A 17138-nucleotide genomic window follows, 5' to 3' on the forward strand; every position below is an offset into this window, starting at 1 on the left:
CGGTTCCCGCCGGAGCATCGCATGAATTCGTCCCCCTCCCCCATCCGGACCTTCTCCGTCACCAACCGATCCGTTCTTGCGATCGCCGTGCCGATGACGCTCGGCTTCGTTACCACGCCCCTTTTGGGCCTGACCGACACCGCCGTGGTCGGACGTTCCGGCTCAGCCGAAGCCTTGGCCGGCCTTGCCATTGCCGCTGCGCTCTTCGACCTCTTGTTCGCCAGCCTAAACTTCTTGCGCGCCTCAACGACGGCACTTGTGGCGCAGGCGCAGGGGCGTAGTGAAACGGGCGAGCTTTTCGCTGTCTTCTGGCGGTCGATCGCGCTCTCGATCGGTTTCGGGCTGTTGATTCTGATTGCGTCGCCTCTGATCGTCCGCGGCGGCCCAGCCCTGATGGGCGCCACCGGAGAGGTCCATTCGGCGGCGGCGACGTATATCGGCATCCGCATTCTGTCCGCGCCGGTCACGCTTGCCAATTTCACCCTGCTTGGCTTCGTGCTCGGACGCGGGCTGGGGTCCATCGGACTGGCGCTGCAGATCCTGCTCAACGGCGTCAACATCGTCATGTCGATCCTGCTCGGCCTTACCTTCGGCTACGGCATTGCCGGGGTTGCCTGGGGAACGGTGATCGGCGAAACCGTCGCCATGCTGGCCGGCATCGGTTTCATCTTCTGGCGTTATGGCGCAGCGGCTATGCCCCGCCTTACGATGCTGAACGACGGTGCTAAACTGATGGCGCTCTTCCGGCTCAACCGTGACATTCTCATCCGCACCTTCTCGCTGATCACGGCTTTCACCGTGATGACCCGCATCGGCTCCGGCTTCGGCGCGGTGACACTGGCCGCCAATGCGGTGCTGATGAACTTCTTCATGATCTCGAGCTTCTACCTCGACGGCATGGCGACCGCCGCCGAACAGATTGTCGGCGAGGCCGTCGGTGCGCGGTATCGACCTGCATTCCTGAGGGCGGTGCGCCTCACCGGGCTGTGGTCCTTCGGTCTGGCTGTCGCGAGCCTCGGCTTCTTCCTCGCTTTCGGCGACGCGATCATCGCCTTCATCACGACCGCCGGCGAAGTCAGGACGCTTGCCGAAACCTACCTGCCCTATGCGGCGCTGACCGCGCTCACCGGCGCGCTTGCCTTCCAGATGGACGGCGTCTTTATCGGCGCCACCTGGTCGTCCGAGATGCGCAACATGATGATCCTCGCGCTTCTCGGCTACCTCGCGAGCGCCGCCGTTCTCGTGCCGCTTCTCGGCAATCACGGGCTCTGGATGGCGCTCAACGTCTTCCTGGCGCTCCGCGGCCTGCTGCTCCTGTCACGGCTCAAGGCGAAGGCCGATCAGACCTTCGCGGAGAGCCAATGATCGAGCCGCGTGTCGCGCAAATCGCGGATGTTCGACACGCCCTCGCGGTCGAGGATTGCGGAAAGCCCCTTGATAATACGGCCGGGAAGCGCCGGGCCTTCATAGACCATGCAGGAATAGAGCTGGACAAGATCCGCACCTGCCCGGATCTTCTCGAGTGCTGTTTCGGCCGATGACACACCCCCGACACCGATGATCGGGAGGGCGGCACCGACGCGCTTACGCATGCGCGCCAAGACCGCTGTCGACTTGTCGAAGAGCGGCGCCCCGGACAGTCCCCCCGCCTCTCCGGCATGGGTGCGGTCGGTGAGGTCATCGCGTGACAGCGTCGTGTTGGAAACGATCAGGCCATCGAGATCATGGGCGAGCGCCACTTCGGCAATGTCGTCCAAACCTTCCTCGGTGAGGTCCGGCGCGATCTTCAGGAAGACCGGCAGGCGTTTGCCGGCCCGGATCGCCTCCTCTTTGCGGGCGGCCAGCACGGCCGAGAGGAGCGCATCGAGGCTCTCCTTGGCCTGCAGGTCGCGCAGACCCGGGGTGTTGGGGGAGGAGATATTGGCGGTGAAATACCCGGCGACCGAATAGAAGCGGCGGATCCCGGCGACATAATCGGCCACGCGGTCTGCCGCATCCTTGTTGGCACCGATATTGACGCCGACGATTCCGGGGCGGTTGCCTCTGGCCGATAGCCGCGCGAGCGCCGCATCGTGGCCTTCGTTGTTGAAGCCGAGGCGATTGATCACGGCGCGATCGCGCTCCAACCGGAAGATGCGCGGCTTCGGATTGCCGGACTGGGCCTTGGGCGTCAGCGTGCCGACTTCGGCGAAACCGAAGCCGAGCGAGAGCAGCGCATCCGGCACTTCGGCATTCTTGTCATATCCGGCGGCCATGCCGAGCGGGTTTGGAAAGCGGATGCCGGCAACGGTCTGGGCAAGGCGCGGATCGGCAGCGGTCCGGCAGGCAGGTACGAGGCCCGTCTTCAGGCCTGCGATCGACAGGCCATGGGCCGTCTCGGCGTCGAAGAGGAAGAGGCCGCGACGGCCGAGCGAGAAAAGATCGGGCATCGGTCAAGCCTCCTTCATGTCGGCGGGAAACACATGGAGGCCGTCTGCCCTGAGCGGCAGCGGCTTTTCCCAGAGCACGGCATCGAGCGGCAGATCGGCAAACAGATGGGGGAAAAGATCGCCGCCGCGCGACGGCTCCCATTTCAAGGCATCTCCAAAGACCGTGGCATCTACCGCCACCAGCACCAGGTCCGCTTCGCCGGCAAAATGCAACCGCGCGGTCTCAACGGCCTGTGACCCGGTGGAGAAATGGATGTAGCCGTCCTTCAGGTCGATCGGAGCGCCCCGGAAAACACCCTCTTGCCGGGCCTGTCGCCACAATTCCTGCGGCACAATCTTGTATATGGTTTTCACCATGGTCCGGCTCCTCTCTCGATGATCAGGCGTCGGGCTGCGGTTTGCCGCAAACCGCGCCAAAAGTCCACGCCGCAGGCTGTGGTCCCGATCAAGAGGAGGTCACCATGCGTTTTTCCCAACCCGCAATTCTGCTGCTCACGGTCACAAGTCTCGCTCCATTGCTGTTCGCCGCACCGGTCCTGGCTCAGGACGGTGTGGCCGACCGCTACATTCTGGAAAAATCCGAGAGTGGCTTCGTCCGGCTCGACCGTCAGACCGGGGCGGTCACGCTTTGCACCGAGGCTGAGGGAACTCTGACCTGCCGGATGGGCGCCGATGAACGCGCGGCCTATGATGCCGATCTCGCCCGGCTGGAGAAGCGCGTTGAGGCACTGGAACAGCAACTGGCCAGTGGACGCCCGGCCGCCAGCGCGCCCTTGCCGAGCGATGCCGAAATCGACCGGTCAATCGGCATCATGGAACGCTTCATGCGCGCCTTCTTCAATCTGATGCAAGAATTCCGGGGCGAAGAGGACAGGCCCTCGCCAGATGGAACCTGACGCCTATGGCACTGCGTGTGCCATTCTTTGCACAACCATTGTCTAGTGCCGCAGCAGGCGCTAAAAGAAGAAGACGCGATCACGCGCAAATGACATCGCTCTTGGGAGGGGGCTTTGACATGGCTGCATCGACCTTCATCATCGCTGACGATCATCCGCTGTTCCGCGGCGCGCTGCGCCAGGCGGTCACGGGCATAGACGGAAACCAGACCATCATTGAGGCGGGCGATTTCGAGGCGGCGCGCAAGGCTGCCGCCAGTCATCCCGATGCCGATCTCATGCTGCTCGATCTTGCCATGCCGGGCGTTTCCGGTTTTTCCGGCCTGATGGCGCTTCGGGCGGAATTCGCCAGCCTGCCGCTGGTCATCGTATCTGCGACCGACGATCCCGTCACCATCCGCCGCGCACTGGAGCTCGGCGCCTCGGGCTTCATCTCGAAATCGGCCGGCATCGAGGACATCCGGGCCGGAATCCAGTCGGTTCTGGAAGGCGATATCGCAACGCCCGCCAGTTATACCGGTGGCCAGGAGACCGACCCTGATGTCGCCGACCTGATCAACCGCCTGCGCACGCTCACGCCGCAGCAGAGCCGCGTGCTCGGCATGCTGGGCGAAGGCCTGCTCAACAAGCAGATTGCCTATGAGCTCGGCGTCTCGGAGGCAACGATCAAGGCTCATGTCTCGGCGATCCTGTTGAAGCTCAAGGTCGACAGCCGGACCCAGGCGGTCATCCAGCTCGGCAAGATCAACATGGCGATGGTGGCCTGATCAACCTTTCTCGTTGAGGATTTTATTCCTTTTCGCTTTACTCTGCGGCCCCGCTCCAGTATGGTTCTGCCGACTGCCGGACAGGACCCATCCGACCTGCCGGTTAACGGTGGGGCGCGAAAATGCTTTCGCATGACAGCATATGGGCCGCGATTGACAGGCTGGCGGAGCAGCACGCGCTGACGCCTTCCGGTCTCGCACGCCGTGCTGGGCTCGACCCCACTTCGTTCAACAAATCCAAGCGCGTCGGCGCCGACGGCCGCATGCGCTGGCCCTCCACCGAATCCATCTCCAAGGTGCTGGAGGCAACCGGCGCCAGCTTGGATCAGTTCATGCGCTACGTCTCGCCGGACAGCCTGCGCGCAAGCCAGTTGCCGGAGGGATCTTTTCCGCCGCAGGCAAGCTCGATCCCCCTGCTCGGCATGGCCCAGGCGGGTGCGGGCGGGTTTTTCGACGACGGTGGATTTCCGGCCGGCCAGGGCTGGGATCTGGTCGAGTTTCCGGCAGCGCCCGGGCGCAACAACGGGGTCTATGCGCTCGAAGTGCAGGGCGAGAGCATGAAGCCGCTCTATCGGGACGGTGACATCCTGATCGTCGAGCCGGGCGCCCAGGTCAGGCGCGGCGATCGCGTCGTGGTCAAGACCCGCGAAGGCGAGGTCATGGCCAAGATCCTTGCCCGCCAGAGCGCCAAGACGATCGAGTTGCAGTCGCTCAATCCGGAACACCCGCCGCGCAGTCTTGAGATGAGCGATGTGGAATGGGTGGCGCGGATCATCTGGGCCAGCCAGTAGGAATTGGAACCTATGCGACGGACCGCCACCATCATCGCGGGCGTGATCGGCCTCCTCGTCTGGGGCTTCCTCGTCGTCACAGCCGGCCAGAGCTTCCGTGAGGATCCCGTCGATTACGACATGCAGGACCTCGACGTTCCCGATCCGGCAGAGCTCGACCTTCCGGATGTCAGTGCCGCGCCGCCCGCTGCTGCGGGGACATTGTCTCAAGATGCGGCCCTTGAGCCCTCTCGTCGGGTCCGCGCCATCGAGCCGCAGCAATTCGCCTCACCGGCTTTTGCCGATGCCGAGAACCTGGAGCGGGTCGAGGCGCGAGCGCCGCTTGCCGACCCGCCCAAGCGGGCCAAGGCCGCGGTGGTCCTCCTGCACCGGCCGACCAGTCTTCAGGCAGGCTTGATCGGCTTCGGTGCGGCGCAGACCGTCCGGCTGATCGATGTCACCCCCACGGCGCTCGAACGCAGCTGTCCGGATGCCGGAGGCAGCGAATGGGCTTGCGGCGTGATGGCCCGAACCCAGCAGCGCCTCTTCATCCGCAACCGCTCGCTCGCCTGCGAAACCGCCAGCACCGTGTGGACCGGAGAGATCCGAACGCGCTGCTGGATCGGCCTGCAGGACGTCTCTGCCTGGCTTGCCAAACAGGGATGGGCGGAGGCCGAGCCGACGTCTTCTCTTGCCTCCCTCACCGAAATCGCCCGCGCCGAAAGACGCGGGCTTTTTGGTGATGCCGTACGCTAGCACCAGCCCCATTCCATCGAACTGCACCGGGCCGTTCCTAGCCGCGCCTTTCCCGTCCAGTGGCCGAAAGGCTGCGACATTGCTTGAAACGGGTCGTCATGCTCCCTACTCTTTCGCCAGCCAACAGGAACAAAAGACAGATGAACAACCACGTTTCTCCGCAAGAAGCCCTGATCTTCGTCATGGTCATGGCGTCTGCGGTCGACAATGCCATGGCCGAAACCGAACTCAAGCGGATCGGCCAGCTGATCGACATTCTTCCGGTCTTCGACGATTTCGAGAAGGATCAGTTGATCGAGGTCTCGCAGCGCTGCGCGAAACTTCTTTCGGGGCCTGAAGGTCTTGATATTGCGCTGGAGACGATCCGCGACGCGCTGCCGGAATTTCTGCGGGAAACGGCCTATGCACTGGCGGTGGAAATCATTGCCGTCGATCTGTCGGTCAAGCCGGAAGAACTGCGCCTGCTGCAATTGCTGCGCGACCGCTTCGAACTCGACAAGCTCACTTGTGCCGCCTTGGAGCGCAGTGCCTCGGCCCGCTATCGCCGCGCCTGACGGGGCTCTGCCGGAAGTCCGAGCTCAATAAAGGCCGGCCGGGAAATATCGCAGGTAAATCTCTTCGAGCCGCCCGTTTTTCGACAGGGCGGCCAGGGCACTTTCCAGCGCTGCAGCAAGGCTGTCGTCCTTGCCTGCGACCATGATGGTCATGCCTTCGCCCAGATGGTTTTCCGAGAGATAGGCGCCGTCGAGGAAGGCGCAACAATTGCCAGCGGCCGGGCTCTGCATCCAGAAGGACAGTTGCAGCGCATCGGCAAAAACCGCATCGATCCGCTTGTCTCTCAGCGCCTCCATCAGCGTGTCGCGATCCTTGAACGGAACAGCGCGGATGTCCGGGAAGAAGGTCTTCAGCATGGCCGCATGCGCCGTGTCCTTAACGACGCCGACCGGGCGACCGAAGAGGTCTTGCGCACCGGTGCCGGCGGGATACTGTTTCCGGTCGACGAGAAAGCGCGCAGGCAAAAGCAGGTAAGGACGCGTAAACCGGAAACGCTTGCGCAATTCAGGCGTCACCGCAACGCCCGCAAGTACCGCCTCACCCTGCCCCGCGTCGAGCGCATCGGCAAGTTGTTCGTAAGGCAGCGCCTGGATCTGACAGCGCGCCTGCATCGCCAGCTCTTCGCAAAGGGCGCGGGCGAGATCGACATGGAAACCGGAGAGACGGTCGGCCTGGTCGGTGAAGTTGAAGGGCGGAAAATCCGTTGTTGTCAGGAAGCGCAGACGCAGCATGCCGCTCACATCCGGACGCACCAATCGTTCACGCGCATCGAAGAGCACGGGCAGGTCTGCTGCCTGAGCCTGAGCCTGAGCCTGGGCCTGTGCCTGTGCCTGTGCTGGGCCGACCGGCAGGAAGGGTACAAGGAACAGCATCGCCAGCCCTTGGCACAACCCCTTGAAATCTAGGGATGTAACTTTTACGCGCATCTCTATCATCATCAACCGGGTGAGTGGGGGCGTCGTCGTAATCCGGTGACGTGTATCAGTTTGGTGTGGACGAGGGAATACGGCCCGCGGCTCGTCGCCGTGCGCAATGCTTCTGGATCACATGAAAACAGGCCGGGCGAAAGCACATCGGCCGGTTTGGACCGTCCCCTATCGAACCTTGAAGCCGAGGCAAGGCTCCTCCATTCTCTCGGCATTTCCAAACCTCTTCTCGCACGCATGATAAAGCGCGCTCTGGAGACGGGGACGACCATCGAGGAAGAGCTGCTGGCCAGCGGCGATGTCGAGGAAGACGCCTATTTTGCAGGCCTGGCGCGCATGTTTGGCCTGTCGTTCCTGGCAGAGATTTCGCCCGACCTCGTCGTCGACCATCGGGCGATCGACAGTCAGCTGACCGAACCGCGCCTGTTGCGACTATATTATCCTGACCGGCCGCCGGTCATGGCCATCTTGCCCTCCATCACGTCGATGGAAAACCTGCGCGCGCGTCTCAAGCGAAGCGGCCGTCTTGCCGATGAGATGGTGATCACCACGCCCACTGCCCTTCGGCGCGCCGTATGGCGGGTCGGGCAGGACCGACGCGCGAGAATGGCGGTGCACCAGCTGTTCGACACGGCCCGCCCGAATTCCGCCCGGCTGGTGGTGACCGGCGACCAGGGCTTTCTTGCAGGCCTCTTTCTCTGCGTCGTCAGCCTTGCAGCCATGCTCGCGCCCCTCCTGTGTCTCGCCATCATTCACATGCTGTTGTCCGTCTTTCATCTGGGTGGGCTCTTCCTCCGGCTGATGGTGGTAGCCTATGGCCGAAAGAACCCGCCGCGCCGTGCCTTGCTCGAAGCCGAGACCGGTCACCTTCCGGTCTATACGGTGATGGTGGCCATCTACCGCGAAGCGGCTGTCGTGCCGCAATTGCTGGCAGCCCTTGATACGCTGGACTGGCCGAAGAGCCGGCTCGATATTAAGCTCGTCTGCGAGGCGGATGATGAAGAGACCTTGGCCGCCATTCGAGCGGCCAGGCCCGGGCCGCATATCGAGGTTGTCGAGGTGCCGGCACTCGCCCCGCGGACGAAACCCAAGGCGCTCACCTATGCGCTTGCGGGTGCGCGCGGCGAATTCCTCACCATCTACGACGCAGAGGATCGCCCGCATCCGCAGCAATTGCGCGAAGCCTATCACGCCTTCCGCTTAGGCCCGCCGGAACTCGCCTGCCTGCAGGCGCCGCTGGTGATCGCCAATGCCGGAGAAAGCTGGATCAGCGCCATTTTCGCGCTCGAATATTCCGCCCTGTTTCGGCGTCTGTTGCCGGCGCTCGGCTTTCATCGCATGCCATTGCCGCTCGGTGGCACGTCCAACCATTTTCGCACGCGGGTGTTGATCGACAGCGGCGGCTGGGATCCGTTCAACGTGACGGAGGATGCCGATCTCGGCATGCGGCTTCATCGCATGGGCTATCACGCCTCGACCATCACCTTTCCCACACTGGAAGACGCTCCCATTTCGTTTAAAATTTGGCTCGGGCAGCGGACCCGCTGGTACAAGGGCTGGCTGCAAACCTGGCTGGTGCTGATGCGCCAGCCCCTTCGAACCGGCCGGGACATGGGCTGGCTGTCCTTTCTCGTCTTTCAACTGCTTGTCGGCGGCATGCTGGTCGCGGCACTCAGCCATCCCGGCATGCTGATCTTCGTGACCCTCTCAATCCTGTCTCTCTTGAAGATCCCGGCCCCGCAGCCCGGCCTGTTCACAACGATCATGCTCGGCATCGACATCGTCAATATCGTCGGCAGCTATACGATTTTCTTCGCGCTCGGCGCCACACCGATGACGGACCGCGAAAAGCAGGGCATGGGGTGGAAATGGATGATGATCCCGGTTTACTGGATGTCCGTCTCTCTGGCCGCCTGGAAGGCCGTGGTGGAACTTCGTCTGCGCCCCTTCTACTGGAACAAGACACCCCACAGCCCCAGCCGCTTGGCAAAGGATCAGCGCAAGAAAGCGGCGGCGCGCAGCGTATCCTCGCCAGAGAGTTCGTGACCGGCGTTGACATCCTCCAGCGTCACTTTGGCCCCCAGCGCCTGCAGACCGTCCGCAAGGCTCACTGACCGAGCATGGTGAAGATCTTCGCTTCCAGCCAGGATCAGGATCTCGCTTCCCCGAAGGTCCGTCTCAGGCCAGACATCCAGCACCGGCATCGGGCGGATCAGGACGGCGCGGCGCACGAGACAGGGATGCAGCATCATTGCCGCAGCCAGGAGATTGGCCCCGTTTGAATAACCGAGATAGGCCGTCTCTTTTGCCACCAGGCCATAAGTCTCGACCGCTTGCTCGACAAAGGCCGCAAATGCCTCCGCTTCTGCCCTTATATCGGCCTGGTCGAAATCGAGTGGCCCGAAGCGGCGGAAGAAGCGTGCGACGCCCTCCCCCGTTGCCCGACCGCGCAACCCGATCAAGGTCGCCCCCGGCCGGATCTTGCGGCCGAGCGGCAGGAGGCTTGCCTCATTGCCGCCGGTGCCGTGCAACAGCATCAGCGTTGAACCATCCGGGGCGTCAGCCTCGTGGATGCGATGGACGAAAGGCAGGTCGCGATAGAGGATGCGCGGCTCCCCCGGCAGGCCGAACTGCGGCAGCATGGGCACGATGTCCTCCCGGCGCAGGCGAAAATGCTCGGGGATGAAGAGTGTCGTTCCGAGCGTCTCCAGCGGTTCATCGACGGCGAAACCCGGACCATCATCGGTCGCCAGCTCGATCAGGCCTCCGCCCGGCTCGCGCACATAAAGCGAATAGAAATACTTGCGGTCATGCACATTGACCGCATCGATCCCCTCAGACGCCAGCGACGCGACCTCGGCATCGACGGCGGCGATATCGGGCAGGCGCAGCGCCACATGGTCGATGGCACCGGTACCAGGGGCCGCCGGCCAGAAACCGGTCGCATCCCTGATATCGAGGATCTGGCCACTCTTCGATGTCATACGGGTGATGCTGCCGGCCGTTTCCGCCGGCACGAACCCGCCATGACGCGCCAGGAAACCTGTCGTCTCTGCCGGATGCTCGGAGAGAAGCGTCGCCCCGCGCAAAGCGATGATCGCGTCGTCGGCCTCGATGCCACGCGAGTTCCAGGGCGTCCCACCCTTCACCGCCTCGGTCCCCACCAACTTGACGATGATGCCGTCCGGATCCTTCAGCCGCAGCACCGGCTCGCCGAACTCCATCGCCGGGCCTTCGGCCCCGATGCCTGACTGCAGCGCCCGGGTGAGCCAGAAACCGATCGCCTGCGGGCGGATGGCAAAGGCGATCTCGCTTGCCGCACCATGACCGACGCGGCCCGCAGAGCCGTCCTCCCAGGCCAGGAAGGAGACGAGCGAGCCGGGGCTTGCCACCGCATCCCCGTAGAAGAGATGCAGCTGCGCCGCATCCTCGAAGCCGCCGGTGCGCTTGACGAGGCGCAGGCCGAGAAAGCCGCAGTAGAAGTCGACATTAGCCTGGATCTTGCGGGTGATCGCCGTGATGTGGTGCAGGCCGCTGGTCATGCTCATCTCCCTGTTCTACCCTCCCTTACAACATATGAAGGCAAGGAAAAGACCATGGTGGCACTGCTCGGCATTTCGGGAAGCCTGCGCAAGGGCTCGCTCAACACGGCGCTTATGAGGGCCACAGCTGAGATCAAGGGCGACGGCTACACGCTGGAGGCCGCCACCATCCATGGCATTCCGCTCTATGACGGAGACCTTGAAGAGGCCAGGGGCATTCCGGCCGCAGTGACGACGCTGAAAGACAAGATCATCGCCGCCGATGGCGTGATCCTGTTCACGCCCGAATACAACAACGGCATTCCCGGCCCCTTCAAGAATGCCATCGACTGGCTGTCACGCCCCTCCTCCGACATCGCCAAAGTCTTCGGTGGCAAAGCGTTTGCGCTGGTTGGTGCCTCGCCCGGCAATTTCGGCACCCTGCTCAGCCAGAATGCCTGGCTAAGCGTCTTGCACACGCTGGGCTGCCGGGTGTTTTCGGAGAAGCGGCTGATGGTGTCACGAGCGCATACGCTGTTCGATGCGGAGGGTAAGCTCACGGATGAGGCCACGGCCAAGCGGCTGGGGGAGCTGCTCGCGGGGTTTGGGCGGTTTGCGGCCAAATAGCGAGAAAGACTGGAGCGGGTGAAGGGAATCGAACCCTCGTATTCAGCTTGGGAAGCTGCTGCTCTACCATTGAGCTACACCCGCGACGGGGAGAGGAATCCAACAGTTCGCCGCCGGTGTCAAGCGTCGGCGGCTGGCTTTGCCGGCGCCTTCCTCACTCCGGAAGGCGGAAATGCTTCGACAGCTTCAGGCCCTGCGCCTGGTAGTTGGAGCCGAGGCCCGTGCCGTACAGGCCCTCCGGGCGTTCCTGCATGTGCTCATAGACAAGGCGACCGATGACCTGGCCGTGTTCGAGGATGAAGGGCACTTCGTGACTTCTGACTTCCAGAACCGCACGGCTGCCGGAGCCGCCGGCCGGGGCATGGCCGAAGCCGGGGTCGAAGAAACCGGCGTAATGGACGCGGAATTCGCCGACGAGCGGATCATAGGGCGTCATCTCGGCAGCGTAGAGCGGCGGCACATGCACGGCTTCGTTCGAGACCAGGATGTAGAACTCATCCGGATCGAGGATCAATTCGTCGCGGCCCCGGCTGTAGAGCGGCTCCCAGAAATCCAGAACCTCGTGGGCGCCCTTCAGGTCGACGTCGATGACCGAGGTGTGGTGCTTGCCGCGATAGCCGATCAGGCCCTGCGGGCCGGAGCCCTTGAGGTCGATCGACAGCGCGATGCCGCCGCCGGAGACGTTGGGCATGTCACTTGCGACCAGTGTCTCGGCTTTGTGCAGATCGACCAATTCCGTTTCGCCCAGCAGCGCGTGGCCGACGCGGAAGCGGATCTGCGACAGGCGCGAGCCGCGCCGCACGATGATCGGGAAGGTGCGCGGCGAGATTTCGAGGTAGAGCTGGCCCTTGTAGCCGGCCGGGACCTTGTCGAATTCCTGGGCGTAATCGACCATCACGCGGGTGAAGATGTCCAGGCGGCCGGTCGAGCTCTTCGGGTTGGCCGAGGCGGAGATCTCGGCCGGCAGGTCGAGGCTTTCCATCAGCGGCACGATATAGACGCAGCCGGTTTCCAGCACCGCGCCGTTTTCGAGATCGATCTCGTGCAGGGTGAGCCGCTCCAGCTTTTCGGCCACCGTATGGCCCCGGCCCGGCATGAAGCTCGCGCGCACCCGGATCGCCTTGCCGCCCAGCCTCAGGTCCAGGCTCGCCGGCTGGATCTGGTCGTGGTCGAGCATGGCTTCGCTGATGAGCTGCCCCTCACCGAACAAGGCGCCGATGGCGCGATCCGCCAGAATGCCGGGTTTACTGGTCATGGTCTCTATCCTGTTTGGGCTCGACAAAACCAAAGCCCACCAATTGACGCAAGGCCCGCGAAGGCGTAAGGCAGCCTTATCCCGTGGTGATTTGGCCGGTCGGCTTGCAGCCACGTTAAACAACTAGCTAAATAGACCGGGTTTACGAAACCGGTCCGTTCACGCGACCGGTTTTTTTGTGTTCGAAAGGCACGTGCATGAGCAAGAACTGGCGCCCGGCCACCCAACTCGTCCATGGCGGCACGCTGCGGTCTCCCTTCGGCGAAACGTCGGAAGCGATCTTCCTGACCCAGGGCTTCGTCTATGACAGCTCGGAAGCGGCCGAAGCCCGCTTCAAGGGCGAGAATGACGGCTATATCTACGCCCGTTACGGAAGCCCGACCAACGACATGTTCGAAAAGCGCATGTGCCTCTTGGAAGGTGCCGAGGATGCCCGCGCCATGGCATCCGGCATGGCCGCCGTTGCCGCTGCCGTTCTGTGCCAGGTAAAGGCGGGCGATCACATAGTTGCCGCCCGCGCCCTGTTCGGCTCCTGCCGCTATGTCGTCGAGACGCTCGCGCCGCGTTACGGCGTCGAATGCACGCTGGTCGACGGCCGCGATCTCGCCAATTGGGAAGCCGCCATCCGGCCGAACACCAAGGTGATGTTCCTCGAGAGCCCGACCAATCCGACGCTCGAAGTGGTCGATATTGCCGGTGTCGCGAAGCTTGCCAACCAGGTTGGCGCCAAGCTGATCGTCGACAACGTCTTTGCGACCCCGCTCTTCCAGAAGCCGCTGGACCTCGGCGCCCATGTCGTCGTCTATTCCGCGACAAAGCATATCGATGGCCAGGGCCGCTGCCTCGGCGGCGTGGTGTTGTCATCGAAGGAATGGATTGACGAAAACCTGCACGACTATTTCCGCCACACCGGCCCTGCCATGTCGCCGTTCAATGCCTGGACGCTGTTGAAGGGCATCGAGACCCTGCCGCTGCGCGTCAAGCAGCAGACGACGAACGCTGCAGCAATCGCTGACTTCCTCGCCGAGCAGACGGCTGTTGCCAAGGTCATCTACCCGGGCCGCAAAGACCATCCGCAGGCCGATATCATCGCCAAGCAGATGACCGGTGGTTCGACGCTCGTGTGCTTCGAACTGAAGGGCGGCAAGGAAGCAGCCTTCAAGCTGCAGAATGCACTGGAGATCATCAAGATCTCCAACAATCTCGGCGATGCCAAGAGCCTGATCACCCATCCGGCGACGACGACTCACAAGAACCTCACCGACGAGGCGCGTGCAGAACTCGGGATCTCCGGCGGCACCGTGCGTCTGTCCTGCGGCATTGAAGATACTACTGACCTGCTGGAAGACTTCGCCAAGGCCCTGAAAGCTCTATAATTCTGCGGCAAAGCACAGCGAAATCCAAAAATATTCAGCCGCAGCCCATGCTGCGGCTGGTCTATCGCCCTTGACGCCCACAGTTGCGTCGTTATCCCATGAAATGATGAGGGATAACGTTTTGGTTGTTGCCGCCGCAACGCCAAGTTCCATATTGTCATGAACGCAGACTGATTTCGCAGGGCCCAGGCATGTATCGCGCACTGACACGGGACATCGAGGTTCGGGTCGAACCTTACTATCTCGAGGAACAGTCCGACCCGGATGACAGCCGCTATGTCTGGGGTTATCGGATTGTAATCTCCAATCATTCGCGCTCGGCCGTGCGGCTGACTCACCGCTATTGGCATATCACCGATCAGAACGGCCAGGTCGACGAGGTGAGCGGCCCAGGCGTGGTTGGCGAGCAGCCAAGGCTCGATCCTGGCGAAACCTATGAATATTCCTCGGGCTGCCCGCTCGATACGCCCTCTGGCATGATGTACGGTTCGTACCGCATGGAAACCGAGGATGGGGAGACGTTCGATGTCGATATTCCTGCGTTTTCTCTCGACAGCCCGGGCATGCATCGCACGCTGAACTAGAGCGGGTTGAGTTCGCTTGCGGCGGACGCTATCAGAGCTGGCATCCGTTTCGTCTGGCAAAAGGTATCCCGGCATGAACCCAGCCTTCCTCGTCACCCATAATGGTGGCTTCCATGCCGACGAACTTCTGTCCAGCGTCGTCCTCACACGGCTTTTTCCGCAGGCGCGCATCGTGCGCAGCCGGGCGCCCGAGTGGATCACGCCCGCAGCAGACCGGATCATCTATGATGTCGGCGGACGCTATGACGCCGACATGCAGATCTTCGATCACCACCAGCGCGGCGCGCCGTTGCGCGATGACGGTCAGCCCTTCAGCTCCTTCGGCCTGGTGTGGAAACATCACGGACGGGCCTATCTCGCTGCTCTCGGCATTCCCGAAACCGATATCGAGCCCATTCATCAGGCCTTCGACCAGAAGTTCGTGCTGCCGGTCGACCTGATGGACAACGGCGCGCTGAGCCCGGCCAGCGCCGGCCCTCTTGCTGATCTGACACTTCCGAGCCTTTTGGAGACGCTCAAACCCGTCTTTGACGACCGGAGCGCCGAGGCGGAGGAGCGGGGGTTCCAATCGGCGCTCACCGTCGCCCGCAGCCTTGTCGAGGCGGGCATTGCCCAGCGCGCTGCCAAATGCCGGGCGGAGTCCCTGGTCACCGAGGCCATCGCGCAAACCGGTGAGGGCCGCGTGCTGGAACTTCCCATTGGCATGCCATTTCGCCCGGCCATAGTGAAGGCTGGTGCCGACCACCTGCTCTTCGTGGTGCATCCGCGCGACAAGGACTGGTGCATTACCGGTATCCGCCGAACGGACGAAGGTTTCGAACTTCGAGCCGACTTGCCGGCCACCTGGGCGGGCTTGAGCAATGGCGAGCTCGAAGCCGTTTGCGGCGTCAAGGGCGCCAGCTTCTGTCACAACGGTCGCTTCATCGCCGCTGCCGCGACCCGCGAAGCGATCCTTGCAATGGCGGATCTCGCGGTGAAGGCCGCTTTGGCTGAAAGGTCAGCTGCCGCGACGGCCTGAAAAGCGTTCACCGCCTTCAAGATGTTAAGCCGCCGCGCTCCCTCGGGACGCGACGGCTTTGTTTTTTTTCCACCGGGGGGAAAGGTCAGACCGGGCGCGCTTCTCCTGCCGCCCCGACGCTATCGATCAAGGTTGCGCTTGCCTGATTGAGGCCCAGCACCTCGACCGGGATGTCGTGTGCCTGGAACCGCTGGACGACACGGTCGAGGGCAGCGACGGCCGTGATGTCCCACAGATGCGCCTGGGTGAGATCGATCATGACCCGCAGACCTTCAGCATCACGGATATCAAAGGCGTCGACGAAGAGATCGGCAGAGGCAAAGAAGACCTGCCCCGAGACCTGGTAGCGGAGCAGTCCCGCCTCCTCGTCGGCCAGCGTCTCGACCTTCAGCAGGCGCGCGACCTTGAAGGTGAAGAAGACACCGCTCAACAGCACGCCGACGGCGACACCCAGTGCGAGGTTTGCCGTCAGCACGGTAACAATCACGGTCGCGACCATCACGACGCTCGACATCTTCGGATGCACGACGAGGCTCCGGAGCGACGACCAGTCGAAGGTGTCGATGGACACCATGATCATGATGGCAACCAGTGCGGCGACCGGAACCTGGGACACCCACGGCTTCAGCAGAACCATCAGGACGAGCAGAAGCGCGCCGGCGAACAGCGTGGATAAGCGGCCGCGGCCGCCATATTTCACATTGCTGACCGTCTGGCCGATCATGCCGCAACCCGCGATCCCGCCGAAGAGACTGGCAACGACATTGGCAAGGCCAAGGCCGGTGCTTTCCCGGTTTTTCGAACTCGGTGTGTCCGTCAGATCATCGACCACGCTTGCTGTCATCATCGATTCCAGAAGGCCGACCATGGCAATGGCCAGCGCCGGGCCCGCAATGATCTGGAGCGTGTCCAGATTGAGCGGGACGGTGAGCCAGGAAAAGGTGGGAAGCGAATCTGGCAGGTGGCCGAGATCGGCAACCGTCAGGACTGGCAGATCCAAGACCGAGGCGCCGACCGTCAGCACCAGAATGCAGATCAGCGGCGACGGGATCGCCGTCGTCAGCCGAGGCACGAGATAGATGACGCAGAGGCCGGCCGCGATCATCGCATAGTTCAGCCAGCCGCCATGCAGGATATGCGGCAGTTGCGCCGCGAAGATGAGGATTGCGAGCGCGTTGACGAAGCCGGTGCGCACGGATTTCGACACGAAGCGCATAAGGACGCCGAGACGCAGGAGACCGAAAACGATCTGGATCAGGCCCGCCAGAAGGCCGGCAGCCAGCAGATAAGGCAGACCATGTGCCGCGACCAGGGGTGCCACGACAAGCGCGACGGAGCCTGCGGCTGCGGAAATCATCGCAGGACGCCCGCCCGTAAATGCAATCACGATGCCGATCACGAAGGAGGCGAAGAGGCCGACCTGCGGGTCGACGCCAGCGACGAAGGAGAAGGCGATGACCTCCGGGATCAGCGCGAAGGTGGCAACCGCGCCGGCAAGCATTTCACGCAGAGGGTTGGCGGACCACTCGCGTCGGTAGGTGATGAAGGATGTCATGAAAACCACAGAATAGGACAACGAGCCGGGCAGAACCTGGCTGAGGGAGGATTGCGTTGCTGAGGTTGTCTGGCGGATCGGCGGCCAGAAGAGCCACCCGGAT

At 62.9% G+C, this 17138-nt stretch carries 17 protein-coding genes, 1 tRNA gene, 1 riboswitch and 1 other annotated feature (1 of these 20 running past the window's edge); of the genes, 11 read left to right on the forward strand and 7 right to left on the reverse strand.

Features of this window, described 5'->3' with window-relative positions:
• Window positions 1-21 precede the first annotated feature (21 nt).
• Window positions 22-1365, forward strand: a complete 1344-nt coding sequence (locus ASE36_RS06300) for an MATE family efflux transporter (RefSeq protein ID WP_062276581.1) — start codon at window positions 22-24, stop codon at window positions 1363-1365.
• On the opposite strand, the gene ASE36_RS06305 is transcribed toward ASE36_RS06300, so the two are convergent.
• Window positions 1341-2429, reverse strand: a complete 1089-nt coding sequence (locus ASE36_RS06305; protein WP_062276582.1) for a quinone-dependent dihydroorotate dehydrogenase — start codon at window positions 2427-2429, stop codon at window positions 1341-1343. The two genes, ASE36_RS06300 and ASE36_RS06305, sit on opposite strands and share 25 nt — an antisense overlap.
• A gap of 3 nt (window positions 2430-2432) precedes the next feature.
• Window positions 2433-2786: a DUF952 domain-containing protein gene (locus ASE36_RS06310; protein WP_062276584.1), complete on the reverse strand. Its 354-nt coding sequence runs from the start codon at window positions 2784-2786 to the stop codon at window positions 2433-2435.
• Between the two features lie 104 nt (window positions 2787-2890).
• On the opposite strand from ASE36_RS06310, the gene ASE36_RS06315 reads away from it, so the two are divergent.
• The 5 genes from ASE36_RS06315 to ASE36_RS06335 all read left to right on the forward strand — a co-directional run bounded on the left by ASE36_RS06315 (window position 2891) and on the right by ASE36_RS06335 (window position 6172).
• Window positions 2891-3325, forward strand: coding sequence for a hypothetical protein (locus ASE36_RS06315; protein WP_082510858.1), 435 nt, complete (start codon window positions 2891-2893; stop codon window positions 3323-3325).
• A gap of 119 nt (window positions 3326-3444) precedes the next feature.
• Window positions 3445-4092: a response regulator gene (locus tag ASE36_RS06320; RefSeq protein WP_062276586.1), complete on the forward strand. Its 648-nt coding sequence runs from the start codon at window positions 3445-3447 to the stop codon at window positions 4090-4092.
• A gap of 122 nt (window positions 4093-4214) precedes the next feature.
• The gene (locus ASE36_RS06325) at window positions 4215-4883 is read left to right on the forward strand and encodes a helix-turn-helix transcriptional regulator (protein WP_062276588.1); all 669 of its coding nucleotides are present in this window, start codon (window positions 4215-4217) and stop codon (window positions 4881-4883) included.
• A gap of 12 nt (window positions 4884-4895) precedes the next feature.
• Window positions 4896-5618, forward strand: coding sequence for a thermonuclease family protein (locus ASE36_RS06330; protein WP_062276589.1), 723 nt, complete (start codon window positions 4896-4898; stop codon window positions 5616-5618).
• A 140-nt stretch (window positions 5619-5758) separates the two neighbouring features.
• Window positions 5759-6172 carry a tellurite resistance TerB family protein gene (locus ASE36_RS06335; RefSeq protein WP_062276591.1) on the forward strand — a complete coding sequence of 138 codons (414 nt, stop codon included), beginning with the start codon at window positions 5759-5761 and terminating at the stop codon, window positions 6170-6172.
• A 24-nt stretch (window positions 6173-6196) separates the two neighbouring features.
• On the opposite strand, the gene ASE36_RS06340 is transcribed toward ASE36_RS06335, so the two are convergent.
• Window positions 6197-7045, reverse strand: coding sequence for a transporter substrate-binding domain-containing protein (locus ASE36_RS06340; protein WP_062276592.1), 849 nt, complete (start codon window positions 7043-7045; stop codon window positions 6197-6199).
• Window positions 7046-7336: 291 nt separating this feature from the next.
• On the opposite strand from ASE36_RS06340, the gene ASE36_RS06345 reads away from it, so the two are divergent.
• Window positions 7337-9145 (forward strand): glycosyltransferase family 2 protein, encoded by a 1809-nt coding sequence (locus tag ASE36_RS06345; RefSeq protein ID WP_082510946.1) that lies wholly within the window; start codon window positions 7337-7339, stop codon window positions 9143-9145.
• Here the strand turns inward: ASE36_RS06345 and ASE36_RS06350 are convergent.
• Window positions 9094-10641: a VOC family protein gene (locus ASE36_RS06350; protein WP_062276596.1), complete on the reverse strand. Its 1548-nt coding sequence runs from the start codon at window positions 10639-10641 to the stop codon at window positions 9094-9096. The two genes, ASE36_RS06345 and ASE36_RS06350, sit on opposite strands and share 52 nt — an antisense overlap.
• A gap of 54 nt (window positions 10642-10695) precedes the next feature.
• On the opposite strand from ASE36_RS06350, the gene ASE36_RS06355 reads away from it, so the two are divergent.
• On the forward strand, window positions 10696-11247 hold the full coding sequence (locus ASE36_RS06355; protein ID WP_062276598.1) for an NADPH-dependent FMN reductase: 552 nt from the start codon (window positions 10696-10698) through the stop codon (window positions 11245-11247).
• 10 nt (window positions 11248-11257) lie between these two features.
• Here the strand turns inward: ASE36_RS06355 and ASE36_RS06360 are convergent.
• Both ASE36_RS06360 and ASE36_RS06365 read right to left on the reverse strand, forming a co-directional pair.
• Window positions 11258-11331: transfer RNA gene (locus tag ASE36_RS06360), tRNA-Gly, on the reverse strand.
• A 70-nt stretch (window positions 11332-11401) separates the two neighbouring features.
• Window positions 11402-12502 (reverse strand): 2'-deoxycytidine 5'-triphosphate deaminase, encoded by a 1101-nt coding sequence (locus ASE36_RS06365; RefSeq protein WP_062276600.1) that lies wholly within the window; start codon window positions 12500-12502, stop codon window positions 11402-11404.
• Window positions 12503-12575: 73 nt separating this feature from the next.
• Window positions 12576-12654, forward strand: a riboswitch (SAM riboswitch).
• Window positions 12655-12699: 45 nt separating this feature from the next.
• Between ASE36_RS06365 and ASE36_RS06370 the strand changes: the two genes are divergently transcribed.
• The 3 genes from ASE36_RS06370 (at window position 12700) to ASE36_RS06380 (ending at window position 15480) form a co-directional block, all read left to right on the forward strand.
• On the forward strand, window positions 12700-13878 hold the full coding sequence (locus ASE36_RS06370; protein WP_062276602.1) for an O-succinylhomoserine sulfhydrylase: 1179 nt from the start codon (window positions 12700-12702) through the stop codon (window positions 13876-13878).
• 191 nt (window positions 13879-14069) lie between these two features.
• Window positions 14070-14462, forward strand: a complete 393-nt coding sequence (gene apaG, locus ASE36_RS06375; protein WP_062276603.1) for a Co2+/Mg2+ efflux protein ApaG — start codon at window positions 14070-14072, stop codon at window positions 14460-14462.
• A 73-nt stretch (window positions 14463-14535) separates the two neighbouring features.
• A complete protein-coding gene (locus ASE36_RS06380) occupies window positions 14536-15480 on the forward strand; it encodes an MYG1 family protein (RefSeq protein WP_062276605.1) in 945 nt (314 codons plus the stop codon).
• 85 nt (window positions 15481-15565) lie between these two features.
• On the opposite strand, the gene ASE36_RS06385 is transcribed toward ASE36_RS06380, so the two are convergent.
• Window positions 15566-17035, reverse strand: a complete 1470-nt coding sequence (locus tag ASE36_RS06385; protein ID WP_062278143.1) for a SulP family inorganic anion transporter — start codon at window positions 17033-17035, stop codon at window positions 15566-15568.
• Window positions 17036-17098: 63 nt separating this feature from the next.
• Window positions 17099-17138 (reverse strand) — a sequence feature (sul1 is cis-regulatory element that is thought to sense ions involved in sulfur or methionine metabolism; They are found in Alphaproteobacteria) (it continues 16 nt past the right edge of the window).

Origin of the sequence: Rhizobium sp. Root274 (assembly GCF_001429245.1) — a bacterium.
Taxonomy (GTDB): Bacteria; Pseudomonadota; Alphaproteobacteria; order Rhizobiales; family Rhizobiaceae; genus Allorhizobium.

Bases quoted from the DNA above. Each gene is read 5' to 3' on its own strand.
- ASE36_RS06365 (WP_062276600.1), bottom strand. From the start codon at position 12,502: ATGACCAGTAAACCCGGCATTCTGGCGGATCGCGCCATCGGCGCCTTG.
- ASE36_RS06315 (WP_082510858.1), top strand. From the start codon at position 2,891: ATGCGTTTTTCCCAACCCGCAATTCTGCTGCTCACGGTCACAAGTCTC.
- ASE36_RS06370 (WP_062276602.1), top strand. From the start codon at position 12,700: ATGAGCAAGAACTGGCGCCCGGCCACCCAACTCGTCCATGGCGGCACG.
- ASE36_RS06345 (WP_082510946.1), top strand. From the start codon at position 7,337: ATGATAAAGCGCGCTCTGGAGACGGGGACGACCATCGAGGAAGAGCTG.
- apaG (WP_062276603.1), top strand. From the start codon at position 14,070: ATGTATCGCGCACTGACACGGGACATCGAGGTTCGGGTCGAACCTTAC.
- ASE36_RS06385 (WP_062278143.1), bottom strand. From the start codon at position 17,035: ATGACATCCTTCATCACCTACCGACGCGAGTGGTCCGCCAACCCTCTG.
- ASE36_RS06380 (WP_062276605.1), top strand. From the start codon at position 14,536: ATGAACCCAGCCTTCCTCGTCACCCATAATGGTGGCTTCCATGCCGAC.
- ASE36_RS06320 (WP_062276586.1), top strand. From the start codon at position 3,445: ATGGCTGCATCGACCTTCATCATCGCTGACGATCATCCGCTGTTCCGC.
- ASE36_RS06325 (WP_062276588.1), top strand. From the start codon at position 4,215: ATGCTTTCGCATGACAGCATATGGGCCGCGATTGACAGGCTGGCGGAG.
- ASE36_RS06335 (WP_062276591.1), top strand. From the start codon at position 5,759: ATGAACAACCACGTTTCTCCGCAAGAAGCCCTGATCTTCGTCATGGTC.
- ASE36_RS06340 (WP_062276592.1), bottom strand. From the start codon at position 7,045: ATGCTGTTCCTTGTACCCTTCCTGCCGGTCGGCCCAGCACAGGCACAG.
- ASE36_RS06350 (WP_062276596.1), bottom strand. From the start codon at position 10,641: ATGACCAGCGGCCTGCACCACATCACGGCGATCACCCGCAAGATCCAG.
- ASE36_RS06330 (WP_062276589.1), top strand. From the start codon at position 4,896: ATGCGACGGACCGCCACCATCATCGCGGGCGTGATCGGCCTCCTCGTC.
- ASE36_RS06310 (WP_062276584.1), bottom strand. From the start codon at position 2,786: ATGGTGAAAACCATATACAAGATTGTGCCGCAGGAATTGTGGCGACAG.
- ASE36_RS06355 (WP_062276598.1), top strand. From the start codon at position 10,696: ATGGTGGCACTGCTCGGCATTTCGGGAAGCCTGCGCAAGGGCTCGCTC.
- ASE36_RS06305 (WP_062276582.1), bottom strand. From the start codon at position 2,429: ATGCCCGATCTTTTCTCGCTCGGCCGTCGCGGCCTCTTCCTCTTCGAC.
- ASE36_RS06300 (WP_062276581.1), top strand. From the start codon at position 22: ATGAATTCGTCCCCCTCCCCCATCCGGACCTTCTCCGTCACCAACCGA.